Here is a 20,805-nt window from a genome sequence, read left to right as displayed (position 1 = left end):
GCTACCCGAGGAAGGACCGAGGTGTCGGCTGCAGAGCCCCCCGGCGACGGCGACGACCAGCTCCTGGTGGTCATCGACCCGGTCGCCCGCCGGACCGACGGCGAGTCCGTGCGCATCGCCAAGGACGTGCTGAGCGCCGGCTCGCACGCCAAGATCTGCCTTCCGGACACCCCCGAGGAGTTCGCGCGGGCCCTGTCCCGGCGGGGTTCGCGCAGGCCCGTGGTGGTCGGCGACGATCACGCGCTGCTGCGCGCGGTGGCCCAGCTCCACCGCGAACGGGAGCTGGCCGACGGCGTCCTCTCCCTGATCCCCGTCGGCGCGGCGCACGCCCTGGAGGTGGCCCACGCCCTCGGCGTCCCCCGGGGCCCGGTGGCGGCCGCACGGACCGCGCTGGACGGCGCGGTGCGACGCCTGGACCTCCTGGTCGACGACAGCGACGGCGTCGTCCTCGGCCGCCTCCGCATCCCCGCCCCGGCCCCGCCGTCCGGCTCGGGGGGCCCGCACACGGGCGTCACGGCCGTCTGGGACACCTGCCGCTCACTGATGACGTCCCTGGTCCGCCCGGCCCCGGTCGCCGCCAACACGCACCCGGGCACGCACCGGCTGCGCGTCGAGGCGGACGGGGTGCTGCTGAGCGACCTGGACACGCCGGTACGCGGCGTCCAGGTGACCTCCCAGGGCGGCGGGGGCCTGGCCGACGTCGTCGTCCGCACCACCTCGGGCGAGGACGTCACGGCGGAGGCCAAGGCCGTCACGGTCTCCGGCGCGGACTTCCGCTACCGGGCGGACATACAGACCGCGGGGCCGGTGCGCACCCGGACCTGGACGGTCCGGGCGGGCGCCTGGGGGCTGATGCTGCCGGACCCGGCGAGCGCGGACGGGACAGCGGGCGCACGCTGGTAGAAGACGGCCCGAGACGTCCCGGAGGTGACCGTCATGACCAGGATCGCTGTCGGATGGCACATCGACCTCGCATTCGAGGAGGACACCCACCGCACCCGCGCGGCGGCGCTCGTCCGCCTCTCCGACGGAACAGAGGTACGCGCCCACGGCTACGCCAGCCGCCACCCCACGGACTCCGACCAGCAGCGGGTCGGCGAGGAGATCGCGGGGGCCAGGGCGCTCAACGAACTGGCGATGAAACTGCTGACCAAGGCGCACGACGAGATCGACGAGGCGTCGGGCAGGTCGTCGTACCCGCTGACGTGACACCGGGGCTCCGCCCCGCACCCCGCTCCTCAAACGCCGGAGGGGCTGAGTGGCGCAGGCGGCGGGAGACCCATTTCCAGCCCCTCCGGCGTTTGAGGAGCGGGGGCCCGGGGGCAGCGCCCCCGGAAGCGGAACCGGGCCCGCACCCCGCCGCGTCCCTCGGAGCATGGAGACCGAGAACCCGCGCCGCGAAGCCCTCGTCGGAACCGCCGGCTGCCTGACGGCCTTCGCCGGAGCGCTCGCGGGCATCGTGCTCTGGGCCCCGCACGGCAAGGGCGGCCTCCTCGACGGCTTCGAGGGCGCCTCCAACTGGAACGTGCTCTGGGTCGGCCTGCCCCTCATGATCCTGGGCGGGATCGCGGCGGCCCTGGCCGTGTTCTTCCTGGTCCGGGGCGACTGGAAGCGGGCGGTCGGTCTCGTCGCGGCCGTCGCCGTCCTCTTCGGGCTCGGCGTCGGTGTGGACGCGCTGGCCGGAGCGCCGAGACCGGAGTGCTACGACCCCTGCTGAGCCCGGGGCCGTAGGAGCCGCAGGCACGCGCTACACCTCCGCCCGCAGCTCCTTCAGCCCCCGGATCACATACCCCGGCTGCCACTCGGGTTCGGCCGTCATCCGCAGCGCGGGCGCCTTCCGCAGCAGCTCTCCGAAGGAAGCGGCCAGCTCCAGCCGGGCCAGCGGGGCGCCCAGGCAGAAGTGGATGCCCGCGCCGAAGGTGATGTGCGGGTTGTCCTCCCGGGACAGGTCCAGCGTGTCCGGGCGCGCGAACCGCTCCGGGTCCCGGTTGGCCGAGCCGAACAGCAGCGCCACCTCCGCGCCCCGCCCGATCACCTGGCCGTCGATCTCGATGTCGTCGAGCACCCAGCGCTCGAACATCTGCAACGGGGTGTCGTAGCGCAGGAGTTCCTCGACAGCGGTGGGCAGCAGCGCGGGGTCGGCGCGCAGGGCGGCCAGCTGCTCCGGGTGGTGGAAGAGCGTGCGCCAGCCGTTGACGGTGGTATTCACCGTCGCCTCGTGGCCCGCGTTCAGCAGGAGCACACAGGTCGAGATCATCTCCTGCTCGGTCAGCCGCTCGCCCTCGTCGTGGGCGGCGATGAGCGCCGAGACCAGGTCCTCGCCGGGGTCGGCGCGCCGCTCGGCGATGAGCCCGCGCAGATACGCGGAGAAGTCGACGGAGGCCCGGACGGCGGCCTCGGCCGTCTCCTCGGAAGGGTTCAGCTCGAACATCCCGCAGATCGCCGCCGACCAGGGCCGCAGCAGGCCCCGGTCCGCCTCCGGGACACCCAGCATCTCCGCGATCACGGCGACCGGCAGCGGCTCCGCGACCTCCGCGAGAAGGTCCCCGCCGCCCTTCGCCACGAAGGCGTCGACCAGCTCGGCCGCCAGCCGCCGTACGGTCGGGGCGAGGTTCTCGACCGTACGCGGGGTGAACGCCTTGGAGATCAGCCGCCGGATCCGGGGATGGTCCGGGGCCTCCAGATCGAGGATGCCCTGCCCGTTGAGCGTGGTGAACGGCTCGTGCGCGGCGGGCGGCGGGGTCCGGCCGAACTCCTCGTGGCTGAAGCGGTGCAGATACGTCCGGCCGAGGCGGCGGTCGCGCAGCAGAGCCGATACGTCGGAGTGGTGCGGGATCAGCCACTGCCCCGTCGGCTCGAACCAGTGCGCCCGGCCGGCGGCGCGCAGCGCGGTGTAGGCGGGGTAGGGATCGGCGACGAACGCGGGCGACCAGGGGTCGAAGGACACGTGCATGACCCGACGCTACCCGCGCCCGCCGCCACCGCAAGGGGTGCTACCCGGGTGTCACCAGCCGCGCCTCGTACGCGAACACCGCCGCCTGGGTCCGGTCGCGCAGCCCCAGCTTCACCAGGATGCGGCTGACGTGCGTCTTGATCGTGGACTCGGCGACGATCAGATGCGAGGCGATCTCCGCGTTGGAGAGCCCCTGCGCGATCAGGACGAGCACCTCCGTCTCGCGTTCGGTGAGATCGCCGATCCGGGCCAGGGCGGGCGGGCGCGGGGTCTCCGCGAGCTTGGAGAACTCGGTGATCAGCCGCCGGGTCACCGTCGGGGCGAGCAGCGCCTCGCCCGAGGCCACCACCCGTACCCCGTCGGCGAGCTGCCGGGCGGACGCGTCCTTGAGGAGGAAGCCCGAGGCCCCGGCCCGCAGCGCCTGGTAGACGTACTCGTCGAGGTCGAAGGTCGTCAGCACCAGCACCTTCGCGTCGGCGTCCCGCGCGACGATCTCGCGGGTCGCCTCGATGCCGTTCATCTCCGGCATGCGGATGTCCATCAGGACCACGTCCGGGCGGAGGGCGGCGACCTGGGCGAGGGCCTGACGCCCGTCGACCGCCTCGCCGACGACGGTGATCCCCGGCATCGCGTTGAGCAGGACCGAGAAGCCCTCGCGGACCATCATCTGGTCGTCGACGATCAGGACCCGGATGTCGGTGTCGCTCATGCGCCGCCGCCCCGTTCGACGACGACCGTGTCCGCGTCGCCCGTGGCGTCCGTCGTGCCGCCGGCCGTCTCCCGTGGCTCCGGCCCGTCCGACAGCGGTACGGGGAGGAACACGGCGATCTCGTATCCGCCGTCCTCCGTCGCCCCTGCCGTCATCTCGCCGTTCAGCATCGCGACCCGCTCCCGCATCCCGGTGATCCCGTGCCCGGCCCCCGGCGAGGGCTTGACCAGGCCGCGCGGGGGTCCGTTGACCACGCGCAGGCCGAGCCCGCCGAGGACATAGCCGAGCTCGACCCGGGCGGAGGCGCCCGGCGCGTGCCGCAGGCTGTTGCTCAGGGCCTCCTGGACGATCCGGTACGCCGACAGCTCGACGCCCTGCGGCAGTTCGCGGACGGCCCCGGTGATCACCTTCTCCGTCTCCAGGCCCGTCTCGCGGACGTTGTCCAGGAGCCCGTCGAGCGCGGCGAGGGTGGGCTGCGGGGCGTCGGGGGCCTCGTAGTCCTCCGCCCGGACGACCCCGAGGACGCGGCGCAGCTCGGTGAGGGCGGCCACCGCGTTCTCCCGGATGGTGACGAAGGCCTGCTCCAGCTCGGGCGGCGGGTTCTCGACCCGGTAGGGGGCGGCCTCGGCCTGGATCGCGACGACCGACATGTGGTGGGCCACCACGTCGTGCAGCTCCCGGGCGATGGTGGTGCGCTCCTCCAGCAAGGTGCGCCGGTCCCGCTCGACGGCGGTGACGGTGCGCTGCACGGTGACCTCGCGCTCGGCGTCGCGCCGGATCTGGACCACGGCGACGACGAGCAGCGCGAAGGCGGAGAGCGTCGCCAGGGGCGCGGTGATCGACGGGTCGCCGGCCTCCACCAGCACCCCGAACAGCAGGGTCAGGAGCCACATCCAGGCGGCCGTACGGGGCCGGGTCCGGGCGGCCACGACCACCATGACCACCACCTGGGCCGCGAAGGTGCTCGGCCCCCAGAGCTCGCTGCCCAGGATCCCGCAGAAGACGGTCGCCAGCATCGAGGCCCAGAACGCGGCGACCGGCCTGATGAGGGTCATCGCGACCGGGATCGCGGGCACCACGCCCATCAGGAAGCGGTAGTCCCACTCGGCGAACCCGGCCATCATCACGAGGAAGGCGGCGAACAGCACCAGGGCGTGCGGGGTCCAGACGACGAGCCTGCGCATTCCCTCGGGCAGCCGCCGGACCACCCGTCCGTCGGGACTGAGCGGTGGCAGGGGGCGGTAGGCGAACACCTGGCGCAGGAGGTCGTTCCGCAGGCCGTCTATCGCCCCTGCGGCCGCCCGGAACTCCGGGCTACTGGTCTTTGTCTGGGTCTCGGTCACGCTTCCACGGTAGGCGGCGGCGGACGGCGGGTCGTCAGCATCGCTACGGATTCCGGGGCGTCCGTCTCAAGGACTACCCGCCTCCGCCGTACCGCTCCAGGGGCCGGAAAACCCCTGGTGGCAACCTTCTCAGGCTCCCGCGCGGAAGTGGTCCGCGTGCTCCTCGGCCCACTGGGCGAAGGTCCGGGCCGGCCGCCCGGTGACCTTCTCCACCGTGTCGGTCACGGTCCGGCCCTCCGGCGGGGTGTCCCGGTAGACGTCGATCAGGAACGCGATCACGTCCTCCGTCATGCCCTGGCCCCGCCAGGTCTCCAGCGCCTGCTCCTCGGTCAGCTCGACCAGCTCCACGTCCGCGCCCCGCGCCGCCGCGACGGTCGCCGTCTTGTCGCCGACGGTCAGCACCTGCGGCCCGGTGATCAGGTACTCCTGGCCGCCGTGACCGTCCTCCGTGAGGGCCGCCGCCGCCACCGCCCCGATGTCCGCCTCGTGGACCATCGCGCTCAGCCGGCCGACGAAGGGCTCGCGCACCACGCCCTCGCTCCTGATGCCGGGCGCCCACTCCAGGGCGTTCGCCATGAACTCCACCGGCATCACGACGGCCCAGGCGAAGTCGCTCGCGCGCACCGCCGCCTCCATGGGGGTCTCGCCGCCGCCGTGCAGCACGGTCACCCTGCGCACGCCCGCCTTCCGGGCCAGGGCGAGGATCTCCTCACCGGTCCCCAGCGGGGCGAAGAACTCGCCGCCGAAGGTGATGAGGTGCAGCCCGCTCACCCCGTCCAGCGCGGGGCCCAGCGACGCCGGGTCCGTGAGGTCGCCTCCGACGACGTCGACCCCGTCCGGGAGCTCCGCCCGCGCCGGGTCGCGGGTCAGCGCCCGGACGTGCTCGCCGCGCTCCAGCAGCTGCTCGACCACGCGGCGGCCGACCGTTCCCGTGGCTCCGGTCACCAGGATCGTCATGAGGTTCCCCTTCGTCGGTACCAGCTCCGTCCGAGCGGCAACAGGACCAACGTAAGGACCCTTGCGGACACCTTCCGGCCGCAATCACCTTCCGGCCGCGATCGCGTCCCGTCCGGATCACGCCCAGTCCGGATCACGCCCCGTCCGGATCACGCCCCGTCCGCGATCGGGCGGGGCCCGAAGCGATTCACCAGGCGAGCTGGGTGATCTCCTCGGCCACGACGGCGCAGGCGTCGGCGGCCGGATCGATCAGCGGGAAGTGCCCGACGCCGCCGAGCAGCGTCAGCCCCACCATCTCGCCGGACCTGGCCGCCGCGTCGACGTACGCCTCGGAGACGGCCTGCGGCACGACGATGTCCTCGACGCCCTGCACGATCGCGGTGGCGATCCCGGTCGGCACCAGCACCCCGGGGTCGGACTGCGCCGCCCGGCCCCCGAAGTCGTCTTCCCCGCCCAGGAGTTGAGCGACCGCACCGCCGCACACCCCCAGCTCGACCGCCGTCGTGAAGTCCGCGATCGGGGCCAGGGCGACGACCCCGCGCAGCGGCGGCGGGGCGGGCAGCCGCCATGGCGACCCCTCGGGCAGGACGTGCCGCGCCGCCGCCCACAGGGCGAGGTGCCCGCCCGCCGAGTGCCCGGTGACCACGATCCGCCGCACATCGGCCCCGGGCAGCTCGCGGGCGGCCAGCACGGGCATCGCGTCCATCGCCGCGGCCACGTCGTCAAAGGTCTCCGGCCAGCGCCCCGCGACGGGGTCGGCGCCGCCCGGCCGGGCCTTCTCCCCGCCGCCGCGCTGCTGCGGGATGTCGTCGCCGCCGCGCCGGTACTCCACGCTCGCCACGGCGAAGCCCCGGCGGGCCAGGAAGTCCGCGAGCGGGGAGACATGGGCCCGGTCGTACGGGGCCCGCCAGGCGCCGCCGTGCAGGAGGACGACGAGCGGGGCGCCGGTGCGGCCGTCGCGCGGGGCGTAGAAGTCGATGACCTGGTCGGGGTGGTCCCCGTAGGCGGCGGACCGGTCGGGCGCGACCTCCGGATGCGCGAGCGCCGACTCCGTCTCGGCGACGTCCCGATCACGCGCGGCAGAATCCGACATGCTGCTCAACCGTCCTATGCCTGTGTCCAGTGCCTGTGTTCTTGCCCAACTGGGCTGACCTGCGGGGACGGTACCAGCACTCGGCACCGTCCCCGCCCGGTCGAACAGACCGTGACGGCCCGTCAGCCGACGGTATCCCCGGCGAGCACCTCGGCGAGAATCCGCGCCGCCCGTTCCGCGTCGGCGAACCCCACGTACAGCGGGGTGAAGCCGAACCGCAGCACGTCCGGCCGCCGCAGATCGCCGACGACGCCCCGCTCGATCAGCCGGCGCATCACGGGCTCGGCCGCGTCGCAGCGCAGGGCGACCTGGCTGCCGCGTTCGGCGTGCGCGGCCGGGGTGACGGAGGTGACCCGACCCGCCGGGACGTACGCCTCGACGCACTCCAGGAAGAAGTCCGTCAGGGCGAGGGACTTGGCCCGCACCACGTCGACGGAGACCCCGTCCCACACGTCGAGCGCCGCCTCCAGCGTCAGCATGGAGACGATGTCGGGCGTGCCGACCCGGCCCCGTACGGAACCGTCCGCGGGGGCGTAGTCGGGGGTCATGCCGAACGGGTCGGCGTGCGAGTTCCAGCCCGGCAACGGCGAGTCGAAGGCGGCCTGGTGGCGCTCGGCGACGTACAGGTACGCGGGCGAACCGGGGCCGCCGTTCAGGTACTTGTAGGTGCAGCCGACCGCGAGGTCCACCCCGTGCTCGTCCAGTCCGACGGGCAGCGCGCCGGCGCTGTGGCAGAGGTCCCACACCACGACCGCCCCCGCCGCGTGGACGGCGGCGGTCAGTCCGGGCAGGTCGTGCAGCCGGCCGGAGCGGTAGTCGACGTGGTTGAGCAGCACGGCGGCGGTACGCGGCCCGAGCGCGGCCGGGACGTCGGCGGGGGCGACGGGCACGATCCGGTGACCGGTGAGCCGGGCGGCGGACGAGGCGATGTACCCGTCCGTGGGAAAGGTCGTCGCGTCAACCAGGATCTCGTCGCGTCCCTCCCCCGCGAGCCGGCCCGCGGCGACGACGGCCTTGAAGACGTTCACGCTGGTCGAGTCACCGACGACGATCTGCCCGGCGGCGGCCCCGACGAGCGGGGCGATCCGGTCGCCGATCCGCTCGGGCGCGGTCCACCAGCCGCTCTCGTCCCAGGACCGGATGCGCAGCTCGCCCCACTGGCGGGTGAGGACGTCCTGGACGCGGGCGGGGACGTGGACGGGCAGCGCGCCCAGCGAGTTGCCGTCGAGGTAGACGCCGTCGTCGAGGGCGAAGAGCTTCCGTCGCGCGGCGAGCGGATCGGCGGCGTCGAGAACGGCGGCGCGCTCGCGGAGGTCTGCCGTCGTGGTCGTGGTCGTGGTCTCAGACATGGCTGCGCGCCGTCCACAGCTCGGGGAACACGTTCTTCGTGGCGCGCTTCTCCAGCCAGGCCACCCCGGCGGAACCGCCGGTGCCGGTCTTGGAGCCCATCGCGCGCCGGGTGGCGACGAGGTGATCGTTGCGCCAGCGCCAGACGAGCTCGCCGACGTCGGTGAGCAGCTCGCCGAGGCGCACCAGCTCGTCGTTCTGGTCATCGGAGGCGTAGATCTCCGCCCACACCGCCTCGACCTCGGGCGACGGCTCGTACCGCTTGGTCAGGTCCCGGCCGGTGACCGACTCGGGGATGGCATAGCCGCGCCGGGCCAGCAGGGCGAGGGTCTCGTCGTACAGGCTGGGCTCCCCGAGCGCCTTCTCCAGCTCGGCGTACACGCGGGGCGCGCCCCGGTGCGGCACCAGCATGGAGGCGGACTTGTCGCCGAGCAGGAACTCCATCCGCCGGTACATGGCCGACTGGAACCCGGAGCCCTCGCCGAGGGAACCCCGGTAGGAGTTGAACTGGGCGGGCGTGAGTCCGGCCAGCGGCCGCCAGGAGTCGTTGAGCGCCTCCAGCTCGCGCAGCGAACGCTTCAGGGCGTCGCGCGCGACGGGTATGCGGTCCTCGCGCAGGGCGCGGGTCGCGGTCTCCCACTCATGGACGATGACCGTGAACCACAACTCCATGACCTGGGTGGTGACCAGGAAGACCATCTCGCCGGGATCGTCCGAGCACAGGTGCTGGAGGTGGGTCAGGACATCCGCCTGGACATAGTCCTCGTACGGAGTCGTTCCCTCGAAGTCCAGGTGCGGGGTGTCCGCACCGGTGGCTTCGGGGTCGGGGTGATTCGTCGACATTTCTGTCTCCTCGACACGAGCTTCCGGGTAGCGGTCCGCCCCTTCCGTGAGGTGATGGAGCTCCGGTCCCCTGTTCGCATACTAAGCCGCTCCCCGCCCGATGTGCTTGGGCAGGGAGCGGCTCAGGGGAGGACTGCTCAGCTCAGGATGTCGGCGGCGGTCGGCGAGGAGTCGCGCAGGAACGTCGAGCAGCGCTCGTGCTCCTCGGTCTCCCCGATCGACCCGGCGGCCCGCGCCAGGGCGTGCAGGGCGCGCAGGAAGCCGCGGTTCGGCTCGTGCTCGAACGGGACGGGCCCGTGGCCCTTCCAGCCGGCCCGGCGCAGGGAGTCGAGGCCGCGGTGGTAGCCGGTACGGGCGTACGCGTACGACTCGACGACCCGGCCGCCCTCGAACGCCTCGTCGGCGAGCTGCGCCCAGGCGAGCGAGGAGGTGGGGTACTTCGCGGCGACCTCGGCGGGCGGGGTGCCGGCGGCGAGCAGCTCGCGCGGCTCCGGGTCGTCGGGGAGGTGGGTCGGGGCAGGGCCCCCGAGCAGGTTCTCGTGGATGGACATGGCTCAAGTGTGCCTGCCGCGACGCCCCGGCGGCACCGCACCCCGACTCGGCCGCCCGGGCTCCGGGGCCTGTCCCGCGGGCGTACGTCATCCCTCGCGGCGCTCCGGCTCCAGTGGTGGGGCGACCACCCCGCAGTGCACCGCGCACTCGGGCCGCTCGCCGCGGACGGCGGCGGTGGCCGGGGTGCGCACCGTCCACCAGGCGATGACCGCGCCGACCACCAGCAGCCCGGCGCACATCGGCATCGCCCGCCGGAAGGTCGCGGCGAACTCGCCCGCGTCCCGGTACGCCTCGGGCCCCATCCCGGCGAGCAGCGGCAGGGCCGCCACCGCGATGAGCCCCGCGGCCCGCGCGGCGGCGTTGTTGATGCCGCTGGCCAGCCCCGCCCGCCCGGCGTCCACGGCGGCCAGGACGGTCGCGGTGAGCGGCGCGACGACCACGACGAGCCCGGCGCCGAGCACCGATACGGCGGGCAGCACCTCACCGACGTACGAACCGACGGACGGGGTGCCGGGCCCCACCCGCAACATCAGGAGCATCCCGGCGGCGGCCAGCAGCGGCCCCACGGTGAGGGGGATACGCGGCCCGATCCGCCGCCCCAGCTCCCCCGACCAGGCGGAGAACAGCAGCATGAGGACCGTGGTCGGCAGCAGCGCGGTACCGGCCCCCAGCGCCGAGTATCCGGCCACCACCTGGAGCTGGATCGCGGAGAGGAAGAAGAAGCCGCCGAGGGCCGCGTAGACGCAGAAGGTCACCAGGTTGACCGAGGTGAACAGCCGGGAGCGGAAGATCGACGGCGGCAGCATGGGATCCGCCCGCCGGCGCTCGACCAGGACGAACGCCACTCCGAGGGCCACCCCACCGAGGGCCGACCCGACCACCACCGGCGACGCTCCCCGCCCCGGGGCCTCGATAAGGGCGTACGTCACCCCGGCGAGCGCCAGCGCCCCGAGAACGGCCCCCAGCACGTCGAACCGGCCGTGCGCCGCAGGATCCCGCGACTCCGGTACGTGCCGGAGCGCGACGGGCACGCAGATCGCGGCGAGCGGCAGATTGAGCAGGAAGACCCACCGCCACCCGGGCCCGTCGACGAGCCACCCGCCCACGAAGGGCCCCACAGCCGCCCCGACCCCACCGAACCCGGACCAGAGCCCCACGGCCCGGGCCCGGTCGTCCGGATGGAAACTCGCCTGGATGAGCGCGAGGGACCCCGGAGTGAGCAGCGCGCCGCCAACCCCTTGCAAGGCCCGGGCGGCGATGAGAACCTCCGCGTTCGGCGCGATCCCGCAGAACAACGAGGCCACCGCGAACCACACCACCCCCACCACGAACACCCGCCGCCGCCCGTACCGGTCCCCGAGCGCCCCGCCGAGGAGGATCAGCCCGGCGAGCGTGAGCATGTACGCGTTGACGGTCCACTGGAGCGCGGCCATGTCGGTGCCGAGGTCCTCGCCGATGCGAGGCAGGGCCACGTTGATGACCGTGGAGTCCAGCATCGCCATGCTGGAGCCGAGCACGGTGGTCAGCACGACCCACCGCCCGACGGACGAGGCGACCCGAATCTCTCCGGGTGCGGGGGCAGCAGCCATGGGAGCAGCATGCCCCGATTCACGCCTTTCGGCGCATTCCCAGCCCCTCCGGCGATTGAGGAGCGGGGGCGCGGGGGCAGCGCCCGCACTCCACGGACCCGGGCAAATCCAGCCCCTCCGGCGATTGAGGAGCGGGGGCACGGGACCGAGGCCCGCATTTCCAGCCCCTCCGGCGATTGAGGAGCGGGGGCGCGGGGGCAGCGCCCCCGCAACGGGGGCACGGGGGCAGCGCCCCCGCAACCACCCCTACCGCACGGCCCCCACCGCCCGCACCAACGCCGCCACCCCCCGCACCACCTTCTCCCGAGGACACCCCACGTTCAGCCGGACGAACCCGGGCGCCCCATAAACGGAACCCCCCATGATCGCCACCCCCTCCCGCTCCACCAGCACCCGCTGCAACGCGGCGTCGTCCACCCCCAGCGGCCGCAGGTCGATCCAGGCCAGGTACCCGGCCTGCGGCGGCGCCCATCCCAGCTCCGGGAATGCCTCGCCCAGCCGCTCCGCGACGTAACCGAGGTTCCCCGCCACATACGCCCGTACCGCGTCCAGCCACGCCGCCCCCTCCCGGTACGCCGCGATGTGCGCGGTCAACGACAGAACGGCCGGCGACGCCAGCCCCTCCCCCGTCTCCATCCGGCGCACATACTCCGCCCGGTCCGCCGGATCACCGATCAGCCCGTACGACCCGGTCAGCGCTGGAAAGTTGAACGCCTTCGACCCGGAGGAGATGAGCGCCCAGCGCCCGGCGCCCGCCACCCGCGTCCACGGCACATGGCCACGCCCCGCATGCTCCTCGTGCACGAAGTCCGCGTGGATCTCGTCGCTGATCACCGCGACCCCGTGCCGCTCCGCGAGCTCCGCCGTCCGGGCCAGCTCGTCGGCCGTCCACACCCGCCCCGTCGGGTTGTGCGGCGAACACAGCACCAGGACCTTCGCGTCCGCCCGCGACAGCTCGCGCTCCAGCGCCTCCTCGTCCCCCACCGGCACCCCCCGCAGCTCGCGCCCGAGCCCGGTGATCGCCTTGCGGAAGCCGTCGTACGTGGGGGTGTGGACGACGACTCCGTCCCCTTCCTCCGTCCACATCCGGAGCAGCTGGGAGAGCTGGTTGAGCACGGACGGACCGTAGACCAGCTGCCCGGTGTCGATCGTGGTGTCGTACCGGGTCGCGTACCAGTGGGCTATCGCCGAGCGGAAGTCGTCCTGCTGCCAGGTGGTGTAGCCGAACACCCCGTGTTCCAGGCGGTCCCGGAGCGCGGCCAGGACCTCGGGGGCCGTGGCGAAGTCCATGTCGGAGATGGTGAACGGCAGCAGCCCGTCGACCCCGAACCGGTCCGCGACCCCGTCCCACTGGACGCACCAGGTGCCCCGGCGGTCGACGACGGTGTCGAAATCGTAAGTCGCACCCACAGCGGGGCCTCTTTCTCTCTCCCGGTACGGCGACGGGCCCGGCCCCCTGGAAGGAGGACCGGGCCCGACACCGTACGTCCGTGCAGACGGGTGATTACTTCAGCTTCGTACCCGTGGAGCGCAGGTGCCCGCACGCCTCGGTGACGCGCTTGGCCATGCCCGCCTCGGCGGCCTTGCCCCAGGTACGGGGGTCGTAGGTCTTCTTGTTGCCGACCTCGCCGTCGACCTTCAGGACACCGTCGTAGTTGCGGAACATGTGGTCCACGACCGGGCGGGTGAAGGCGTACTGGGTGTCGGTGTCGAGGTTCATCTTCACGACGCCGTTCTCCAGCGCGGTGGCGATCTCCTCGGCGGTGGAGCCGGAGCCACCGTGGAAGACGAAGTCGAACGGCTGGCTGCCGGCCGGCTTGCCGTACTTCTCGGAGACGCCCGCCTGAAGGTCCTTCAGCAGCTCGGGACGGAGCACGACGTTGCCCGGCTTGTAGACGCCGTGGACGTTGCCGAAGGAGGCGGCCAGCAGGTAGCGGCCCTTCTCGCCCAGGCCGAGCGCCTCGGCGGTGCGCAGCGCGTCGTCGACGGTCGTGTACAGCTCGTCGTTGATCTCGTGCGTGACGCCGTCCTCCTCACCGCCGGTCGGGGTGATCTCGACCTCAAGGATGATCCTGGCGGCGGCGGCCTTGGCCAGCAGCTCCTGGCCGATGGACAGGTTGTCGGCGAGGGTCTCGGCCGAGCCGTCCCACATGTGGGACTGGAACAGCGGGTTCAGACCCTTGGCGACGCGCTCCGCGGAGACGTCGAGCAGCGGACGTACGTAACCGTCCAGCTTGTCCTTGGGGCAGTGGTCGGTGTGCAGCGCGATGGTGACGTCGTACTTCGCGGCGACGATGTGCGCGAACTCCGCCAGGGCGACCGCACCCGTGACCATGTCCTTGCTGTACTGGCCGCCCAGGAACTCCGCACCGCCGGTGGAGATCTGGACGATGCCGTCGCTCTCGGCCTCCGCGAAGCCGCGCAGGGCGGCGTGCAGGGTCTGGGACGAGGTGACGTTGATGGCCGGGTAGGCGAACTTGCCCGCCTTTGCCCGGTCGAGCATCTCGGCGTACGCCTCGGGGGTTGCGATGGGCATCTGACCGCTCCTTGGGATGTGCGGGTGTGCAGGCTTTGAGTCCCTGACCTGGGGGCGACGTCATCGTCGCCCCCATCTTCCCAGACTCCTCATCCGGCTCCACTCGGCGGACCCGGTTTCACGTGAAACCGGGTCCGCCCCGGGGTCAGCCCAGGTCGAGGTCGGCCACCGAGTAGACGTGGATGTACGGCAGACCGGCCTCGGCGACGGCCGGGGCGGCACCGCGCTCGACGATCACGGCGACGGCGACGACCTCGCCGCCCGCCTCGCGCACCGCCTCGACGGCGGTCAGCGGCGAACCGCCCGTCGTCGAGGTGTCCTCGACGACCAGGCAGCGGCGGCCCTTCACGTCGGTGCCCTCGATCCGGCGCTGCATCCCGTGCGCCTTCTGCGCCTTGCGGACGACGAACGCGTCCAGGCTCTTACCCCGGGCGGCGGAGGCGTGCAGCATCGAGGTGGCGACCGGGTCGGCGCCCAGGGTCAGCCCGCCGACGCAGTCGTAGTCCAGCTCGGCGGTGGCGTCGAGCATGACCTGGCCGACCAGCGGCGCGGCCTTGCCGTCCAGCGTGATCCGGCGCAGGTCGATGTACCAGTCGGCTTCCAGCCCCGAGGAGAGGGTCACCTTGCCGTGCACCACGGCCTTGTCCTTGATCTGCTGGAGCAGGTCAGCGCGTACGTCAGTCATGACCACGAGGGTAAGCGGTACCGCACCGGCCCACCGCCGGGCACCGGCTCAGAGCCGCGTCCAGCTCCAGGTCGTCGTCATCTCCAGTGGGTCGATCGGGGTCACCAGCCGGGGCGCGGTGTTCAGCCCGTTCGGCGGCCCGGACTGCGGCTCGACGCAGACGGCCTCGTCCTGCTCGTCGTAGACGACCACCCACTCGCTGCGGCTCTTCACCGTCAGCTCCAGCCGCTCCGGCCAGGTGAGCTTCACGTCCACGCCGTCGGGCATGCCGAAGCAGTCGTCCCACGGCCCGGGCAGGGGGTCGACGCGACGGCCGGTGGGCAGATGGTCCGCGCCGCGTTCCTCCTGCCAGGCGGCGTCGAAGGAGAGCTCGGCGGCCACGCCGTCGATGGTGCGGTGGAACCAGGGGTGCCAGCCGGCCTGGGCCGGGAAGGAGTCGCGTGACGTCTCGACGGCGAGGCCCAGCGTCAGCGCGTCCCCGGTCAGCTCGAAGGTCTGCGTCACCCGCCCCCGGTACGGCCAGGGCTCGGCGAGGTCGTAGTAGAACGCGGCCCGCCCCTCCTCCAGGTCGGCGGCCGTGAACGCCGACTGCCAGGAGGTGTCGCGGCCGGTGCCGTGGATGGCGTGCGGCGGGGAGTTCAGCGGCAGCCGGTGGAGCTCGTCGCCGTTGCGGAACTCCCCGTTCCCGGTGCGCCCGCACCAGGGCACCATCGGGAAGCAGCCGTACCGCTCGCCCTGGCGGAGCAGTTCGGCGCCCCCGATCCGCAGGCTGCTGATCCGGCAGCCGTGCCCGGGGTCGACGGTCAACTCGGCCTCGCCGACGGTCAGCCTGACGTTCTCTTCGCTCCTGCTCACCCGACGACCCTACTGGCCCGCCCCCGCCTCCGGCGCCCGTTACCTCCGGTGCCCATCGGCTCCGGCGCCCGCTACCTCCGGCGTCGCAGCGCCCGGCTCAGCACCACGGCGGAGGCGAGCGCGAGGGCGGCGGCGGGGGCGACCCACCGCAGGGTGGTGCTCGCACCGCCCGCCTCCGGGGAGGGCACGGGGGCGTAGCGGCCCCGAGGGGGCGCGTGGTCGACCTCCTCGGCGCTGCGCCCGATCATGGTGCGGCGGGCGTGCGCGGCCTCGGCGGGCGGTTCGTCCGGAACGGTGAACTCCACGCCGGCGACGGGGTCGAGCGAGGGCGGCGGCACGGGCGAGTCGAACACGGACCCGGACTCCTCCGCACCGGGGACGCCGACCTCGGCCTCCGCCCCGACCTCGGCCTCCGCCCCGGCCCCGGTCTCCGCCCCGGCCCCGGAAGAACCACCTTCGTCCCCGACGCCTTCGTTCCCGACACCCTCGACCGCGTCCTCATCGCCCGAGAGCCCCTCGGCGACCACCGCCCCGTCCCCGTCGCCGCTGTCACCGCCGCCGTCGCTATCACTGTCCAGGCCATCGCCCTCGGCCTCACCCTCACCCGTGTCCCGCACCGCCAGCGACTCCGTCACCAACTGCTGGGTGAAACGGTCCAGGAGCCGGTGGGCAGCCGCGAGCGCGGCGCCCTCCTCCAGCTCGACCAGCCGTCCGTCCCCGCTCGCGGTGCCGCTGTAGGCGAGCGCCGTCCCGCCGTCCGCCTCCGTGAGGCCGATGGTCAGGGCCAGCTCGACCGCACCGGCACCCCGGGCCTCGACACCTCGCCCGGTCACCGAGAAGCGCTGTCCGCCCGAACCGTCGGGCTCCTCCGGGCCGGTGAGCCGCAGCTCGCCCCGGTAGGTGATGGTGTGGCCGCCGGCCCGCAGCTTCAGCCGGCCCGCCAGGGGCGACGCCGACGCGTCGGCGTCCTGCTGGAGGCCGGGGACGCAGCGGGCGACCCGGGCGGGATCGCCCAGCGTGCGCAGCAGGGTCGGGACGGGAACCGGAACGAACACCTCATGCTCCATGGAAACCGAGCCTAATCGGCCCCGGCCCGAACGTCAGCGCTTCCGCCCGCCGAAAGCCGGGCCGCCCGCCGAACAGGGGCCCGACCGCGCCCCCGGGCGCGCTCACGCGTCCTCCCAGTACCGGGGATGGATCAGCGTCGAGGGAATCAGCCCGAATAGCCGGGCCTCGTCCGCCGCCCGCGCCCCCTCGCGCAGCTCCCGGCCGCCCAGCGACCGCGGTACGGGCCCGCCTGCGGCCAGCGCGAGCTGCGGAGCCACGCCCGGTCCGGCGAGGAGGAAGCCCCAGTCCTCCCGCTCCCGGTCCTCGCCGCCGCCCCGGTCCGGGCTCGCGGCGAAGCCCGTGTACCGGCCGGTGACGCGGTACGGGCGGGTCGCGAGGCCGCCCGCGCGCATCGAGGCCTCCACCGTCCAGAAGGTCCCCGGCCGGGCGCCCAGCGGCCCGGCGTGCACCACGAGCCGCCCGTCCGGGGCCAGGGCCTCCGCGACCAGCCCGTAGAACTCGGCGGAGTACAGCTTCGTGCTGGCGGTGATGCCCGGGTCCGGAAGGTCGGAGATCACCACGTCGTAGCGTCCCCGGTCGGCCCGGAGCCAGGTGAACGCGTCCGCCCCGACCACCGAGACGCGGGGGTCACGGAAGGCGTGGTCGTTCAGCTCGGAGAGAGCGGGGTCCGTGCGGGCCAGTCGGGTGACGGCCGGGTCCAGCTCGACGACGGTGACCGAGCGGACATCCTCGTAACGCAGCATCTCGCGGGCGGCCAGTCCGTCGCCGCCGCCCAGGATGAGGACGCGGGCGCGGGGCCCGTTCATCGCGGGGTGCACCAGCGCCTCGTGGTAGCGGTACTCGTCGCGGGCGCTGACCCGCAGCCGGCCGTCCAGATAGAGGTCGAGGGAATCGCGGTCGGTGCCGGTCAGGACGACCTCCTGCACCCCGGTCTGCATGGCGACCCGCACCTGGTCCCCGTACACCGCCCGTCGCGCGGCCCGCTCGAAGTCGTCGACCAGCACCGTGGCCGTGGCCAGCACCGCGATCACCGAGCCGTTGACCAGGACGAGGAGCCACCGGGAACGGGAGGTGAGATCGCGCCGGAACACCCACAGGACCAGTGCGCCGCCCGCCGCCGCGTTGACCGCGCCGGTGAACAGCGCACCGGTCAACTGCCCCAGCACCGGCAGCAGCAGGAACGGGAACGCGAGCCCGCCGACCAGCGCGCCCACGTAGTCGGCGGCGAAGAGATCGGCGACGGCCCCGCCCGCGTCCTGCCGGTCGACGCGCTGGATCAACGTCATCAGCAGCGGGATCTCCGCGCCGATCAGCACCCCGATCGCCAGCGAGAACCCGACCAGCGCGTACTGCGAGTCGCCGAGCCAGGCGAACGAGGCGTAGAGCACCAGCGCGGAGGAGCCGCCGATCAGCGCGAGGGCCGCCTCGACCATCCCGAAACCGACGGCGGCGCGGCAGCGCAAACGTTTCGCGAGAAGGGAGCCGATGCCCATCGCGAACACCATCACGGAGAGCACCACGGAGGCCTGGGTAACCGAGTCGCCGATCAAGTAGGAGGCGAGGGCGACCAGTTCGAGCTCGTAGACGAGACCGCAGGCGGCGCAGACGAAGACCGCGGCCAGCACGAGGAACCGGCCGGTCCTCGGCCGTACAGGAAGCCGCGCCGCGCCCCCTCGCAGCGGTATCTGCTGGTCGATCATGAGGCGAACGCTACGTCACTGCATCATCGCAGCCTGTCACCCACACGGGTGTAAGTGCCCCTTCCGGTCAGGCCGCGGGCGCGGTAATCCGCACCCCCACCCTGGTCCGGGTCACCACCAACTGCCCTTCCTGCGGGTACGCGTGCCAGGTGCGCCACCGCACCTGACCCTCGGTCCGCTGGGCGAGCATCGCGGTGAAGGCGTACGGGCTGCCGGGGAAGGTGCCCGCCAGACCGTGCGGATGGTCGCTCACCAGGGCGAGCAACTCCTGCGCCCGCCCGGCGAACTGCCCCTGCGTCAGGGTCTCGACGCGCGCCGCGAATGCGTACTCCCAGTCCCCGAGCCGCTTCGCGACGCCGAGAGGCAGGGGGGTGCTGCTGCCGGGCATACAGGCCACGGTCTCGGAGCAGACGCCGCGGTCCTCCTGGAGGAGGACCTGATGGGAGGCGCCGAGCAGTCTCAACTGGAGTTCGGCGCCGCCGAGCTGGAGATCGAGGACCGCCAGGGCGGGCAGCGGCTCCCGCCCCAGCATCCAGGCCAGGTCGGCGGCGCGGGTATCGGAATAGGCCGTCTGGAGGGTGGTGAGCATGGGTGGGCTCCGCAAACACACATGGACACATGGACAGCAGGACGCCCCCGAGTTGCTGCGCGTGGGAGGTGGGGAGCGCCCGATCTGGTCCGACTGGGGTCCGAGGGCTGATTGTTCTCTTCGACGAGGGAATCACGAAGTACGCCCACTCACAGCGTTTTCGCCCAACTTGCCGTGGTTTCCATCCCCCCGGGGGCCCACCGGTTCACTTGTTCAACCAAAAACGTCCGCGTCGCTCAACAAAAGAGCGTCCGGAGGGAGTTCACCCTCCGGACGCCCGGCGTCACGTCACCTTCGGTGACCGTGCGGCGGCGGCCCGGTCAGCTGCCGCCGCCACCGCAGCCGCCACCGCCGCCCCCGCACGACGAGCCGCCGCCGCAGGAGTGCCCGCCGGAGCCGTCGCTGCCGGAGTCGCCCCCCGACCACCAGCCGCCGGAGCTGCCACCGCCGTCGGCCGAGGCCCCGCTCGCGGAACGCCGGCGACCGGCGCGCGGCTTCGACGGCCCGCGCCCACCGGTGACCCGCAGACCGGCCAACAGCGCTCCGATGACGACCACGGAAACCAGCACCGCGATGAAGACGCTCATGCTCCCCACCCGCCTTTCTCTCCCCCGAAGCGAGGTCCCCCCTCGCTTCCCCGTTGTTGTGTGAGGGGGATTCCCCGGCACTCCGCGCGCCAAAGCGGACTTGAGCAACTCCAGAGCTTCGGCCCAGGATGGCGCCCATGACACAGGGACGAGCGACACAGGGAACCCCAGCAGAGGGGCGGCCACTGCTCAACCGCCGCCTCGCCGCGTTCGGCACGACGATCTTCGCGGAGATGTCCGCGCTGGCCGTGCGGACCGGCTCCATCAACCTCGGCCAGGGCTTCCCCGACACCGACGGCCCCGAGGAGATCCGGGAGGCGGCGGTCCGGGCGCTGCGCGCCGGGCACGGCAACCAGTACCCGCCGGGCCCCGGTGTCCCGGAGCTGCGCGCCGCCGTCGCCGCCCACCAGGAACGCTTCTACGGCCTGACCTGGTCGCCGGAGACGGAGGTCCTGGTGACGACCGGCGCCACCGAGGCGATCGCCGCCTCGCTGCTCGCCCTCCTCGAACCGGGCGACGAGGTCATCGCGTTCGAGCCGTACTACGACTCGTACGCCGCGTGCATCGCCATGGCGGGCGCGAAGCGCGTACCGCTCACCCTGCGCGCCCCGGACTTCCGCCCGGACCTCGACGAACTGCGCACCCTGATCACCCCGCGCACCCGCCTCCTGCTCCTGAACACCCCGCACAACCCGACCGGCGCGGTGCTCACCCCCGACGAACTCGCCGGGATCGCGGCCCTCGCGGTTGAGCACGATCTGCTGGTGGTCACCGACGAGGTGTACGAGCACCTGGTCTTCGCGGGGGCGCACCACCCGATCGCCGCGCTCCCCGGGATGCGGGGGCGCACGGTGTCGATCTCCTCCTCGGGCAAGACGTTCTCGTACACCGGGTGGAAGATCGGCTGGGTCACCGGGGACGCGCCGCTGGTGGCCGCCGTGCGCGCGGCGAAGCAGTATCTGACCTTCGTCAGCGGGGGTCCGTTCCAGTACGCGATCGCCGAGGCGCTCGCCCTGCCCGACGCCTTCTTCACCGACTTCCGGGAGGGCATGCGCCGCAAGCGGGACCTGCTGGCGAAGGGGCTGCGCGCCGCGGGCTTCCGGGTGTACGAGCCGGAGGGGACGTACTTCATCACCACCGACATCTCCCCGTTCGGCGACGAGGACGCGGGCGCCTTCTGCCGCGCGCTCCCGGAGCGCTGCGGGGTGGCGGCCGTGCCGGTCTCGGTCTTCTACGACGACCCGGAGGCGGGCCGCAGCCAGGTCCGCTTCACCTTCTGCAAGAAGGACGAGGTCCTGGAAGAGGCGGTGGAGCGCCTGGCACGGCTGGGCTGAGCACGGAGACGGCCCGGGAGACGGTCGTGCTGACCGCCTCCCGGGCCGTGCCCGTCGCTGTGCCG

General features: G+C 73.1%; 21 protein-coding genes. 4 read left to right on the top strand and 17 right to left on the bottom strand.

The window, feature by feature from the left end; translation table 11 throughout:
- Window positions 1–21 precede the first annotated feature (21 nt).
- From ACIQRW_RS26135 to ACIQRW_RS26125, 3 genes are all read left to right on the top strand, one after another.
- Window positions 22–903: a diacylglycerol kinase gene (locus tag ACIQRW_RS26135; RefSeq protein WP_403764532.1), complete on the top strand. Its 882-nt coding sequence runs from the start codon at window positions 22–24 to the stop codon at window positions 901–903.
- A 33-nt stretch (window positions 904–936) separates the two neighbouring features.
- Entirely contained in the window at window positions 937–1,209 is a 273-nt protein-coding gene (locus ACIQRW_RS26130) for a DUF1876 domain-containing protein (protein WP_403764530.1), read from the top strand.
- 166 nt (window positions 1,210–1,375) lie between these two features.
- Window positions 1,376–1,717 (top strand): hypothetical protein, encoded by a 342-nt coding sequence (locus ACIQRW_RS26125; protein ID WP_403764528.1) that lies wholly within the window; start codon window positions 1,376–1,378, stop codon window positions 1,715–1,717.
- A gap of 30 nt (window positions 1,718–1,747) precedes the next feature.
- Here ACIQRW_RS26125 and ACIQRW_RS26120 read toward each other — a convergent pair whose 3' ends face one another.
- The 17 genes from ACIQRW_RS26120 to ACIQRW_RS26040 form a co-directional block, all read right to left on the bottom strand.
- Window positions 1,748–2,953 (bottom strand): cytochrome P450, encoded by a 1,206-nt coding sequence (locus ACIQRW_RS26120; RefSeq protein WP_403764526.1) that lies wholly within the window; start codon window positions 2,951–2,953, stop codon window positions 1,748–1,750.
- A 40-nt stretch (window positions 2,954–2,993) separates the two neighbouring features.
- Window positions 2,994–3,662 (bottom strand): response regulator transcription factor, encoded by a 669-nt coding sequence (locus ACIQRW_RS26115; RefSeq protein WP_018961803.1) that lies wholly within the window; start codon window positions 3,660–3,662, stop codon window positions 2,994–2,996.
- On the bottom strand, window positions 3,659–5,005 hold the full coding sequence (locus ACIQRW_RS26110) for a sensor histidine kinase (RefSeq protein WP_403764523.1): 1,347 nt from the start codon (window positions 5,003–5,005) through the stop codon (window positions 3,659–3,661). Before ACIQRW_RS26110 ends, ACIQRW_RS26115 begins: the two co-directional genes overlap by 4 nt.
- Before the next feature lie 129 nt (window positions 5,006–5,134).
- The gene (locus tag ACIQRW_RS26105; RefSeq protein WP_403764521.1) at window positions 5,135–5,962 is read right to left on the bottom strand and encodes an NAD(P)H-binding protein; all 828 of its coding nucleotides are present in this window, start codon (window positions 5,960–5,962) and stop codon (window positions 5,135–5,137) included.
- A 187-nt stretch (window positions 5,963–6,149) separates the two neighbouring features.
- Window positions 6,150–7,055 (bottom strand): alpha/beta hydrolase family protein, encoded by a 906-nt coding sequence (locus tag ACIQRW_RS26100; RefSeq protein ID WP_403764519.1) that lies wholly within the window; start codon window positions 7,053–7,055, stop codon window positions 6,150–6,152.
- Between the two features lie 122 nt (window positions 7,056–7,177).
- On the bottom strand, window positions 7,178–8,404 hold the full coding sequence (gene kynU / locus ACIQRW_RS26095) for a kynureninase (RefSeq protein WP_403764517.1): 1,227 nt from the start codon (window positions 8,402–8,404) through the stop codon (window positions 7,178–7,180).
- Window positions 8,397–9,245: a tryptophan 2,3-dioxygenase family protein gene (locus ACIQRW_RS26090; RefSeq protein ID WP_403764515.1), complete on the bottom strand. Its 849-nt coding sequence runs from the start codon at window positions 9,243–9,245 to the stop codon at window positions 8,397–8,399. Before ACIQRW_RS26090 ends, kynU begins: the two co-directional genes overlap by 8 nt.
- Window positions 9,246–9,382: 137 nt before the next feature.
- Complete coding sequence (locus ACIQRW_RS26085) at window positions 9,383–9,796, bottom strand: DUF3151 domain-containing protein (protein ID WP_007452918.1); 414 nt, start codon at window positions 9,794–9,796, stop codon at window positions 9,383–9,385.
- A gap of 87 nt (window positions 9,797–9,883) precedes the next feature.
- On the bottom strand, window positions 9,884–11,386 hold the full coding sequence (locus ACIQRW_RS26080; RefSeq protein ID WP_403764513.1) for a DHA2 family efflux MFS transporter permease subunit: 1,503 nt from the start codon (window positions 11,384–11,386) through the stop codon (window positions 9,884–9,886).
- Between the two features lie 246 nt (window positions 11,387–11,632).
- On the bottom strand, window positions 11,633–12,796 hold the full coding sequence (locus tag ACIQRW_RS26075) for a MalY/PatB family protein (protein ID WP_403764511.1): 1,164 nt from the start codon (window positions 12,794–12,796) through the stop codon (window positions 11,633–11,635).
- A 94-nt stretch (window positions 12,797–12,890) separates the two neighbouring features.
- Complete coding sequence (gene fbaA / locus ACIQRW_RS26070; RefSeq protein ID WP_403764509.1) at window positions 12,891–13,922, bottom strand: class II fructose-bisphosphate aldolase; 1,032 nt, start codon at window positions 13,920–13,922, stop codon at window positions 12,891–12,893.
- Window positions 13,923–14,067: 145 nt separating this feature from the next.
- Window positions 14,068–14,607 carry an orotate phosphoribosyltransferase gene (gene pyrE, locus ACIQRW_RS26065; RefSeq protein ID WP_228921781.1) on the bottom strand — a complete coding sequence of 180 codons (540 nt, stop codon included), beginning with the start codon at window positions 14,605–14,607 and terminating at the stop codon, window positions 14,068–14,070.
- A gap of 48 nt (window positions 14,608–14,655) precedes the next feature.
- Complete coding sequence (locus tag ACIQRW_RS26060; RefSeq protein WP_403764507.1) at window positions 14,656–15,462, bottom strand: aldose 1-epimerase; 807 nt, start codon at window positions 15,460–15,462, stop codon at window positions 14,656–14,658.
- Window positions 15,463–15,533: 71 nt separating this feature from the next.
- Complete coding sequence (locus tag ACIQRW_RS26055; protein WP_403764505.1) at window positions 15,534–16,529, bottom strand: SRPBCC domain-containing protein; 996 nt, start codon at window positions 16,527–16,529, stop codon at window positions 15,534–15,536.
- Between the two features lie 102 nt (window positions 16,530–16,631).
- Complete coding sequence (locus tag ACIQRW_RS26050; RefSeq protein WP_403764504.1) at window positions 16,632–18,230, bottom strand: polyamine aminopropyltransferase; 1,599 nt, start codon at window positions 18,228–18,230, stop codon at window positions 16,632–16,634.
- Between the two features lie 67 nt (window positions 18,231–18,297).
- Complete coding sequence (locus tag ACIQRW_RS26045; protein WP_403764502.1) at window positions 18,298–18,819, bottom strand: DUF2617 family protein; 522 nt, start codon at window positions 18,817–18,819, stop codon at window positions 18,298–18,300.
- Between the two features lie 320 nt (window positions 18,820–19,139).
- Window positions 19,140–19,406: a hypothetical protein gene (locus tag ACIQRW_RS26040; protein ID WP_403764500.1), complete on the bottom strand. Its 267-nt coding sequence runs from the start codon at window positions 19,404–19,406 to the stop codon at window positions 19,140–19,142.
- A gap of 137 nt (window positions 19,407–19,543) precedes the next feature.
- On the opposite strand from ACIQRW_RS26040, the gene ACIQRW_RS26035 reads away from it, so the two are divergent.
- Complete coding sequence (locus ACIQRW_RS26035) at window positions 19,544–20,740, top strand: pyridoxal phosphate-dependent aminotransferase (RefSeq protein WP_403764498.1); 1,197 nt, start codon at window positions 19,544–19,546, stop codon at window positions 20,738–20,740.
- The last annotated feature ends 65 nt before the right edge of the window (window positions 20,741–20,805 follow it).

The organism is Streptomyces sp. NPDC091287 (assembly GCF_044768525.1).
Taxonomy (GTDB): domain Bacteria; phylum Actinomycetota; class Actinomycetes; order Streptomycetales; family Streptomycetaceae; genus Streptomyces.
The sequence above is the reverse complement of the archived record's forward strand: the minus strand, read 5'-3'. Positions and strand labels throughout refer to the sequence as shown.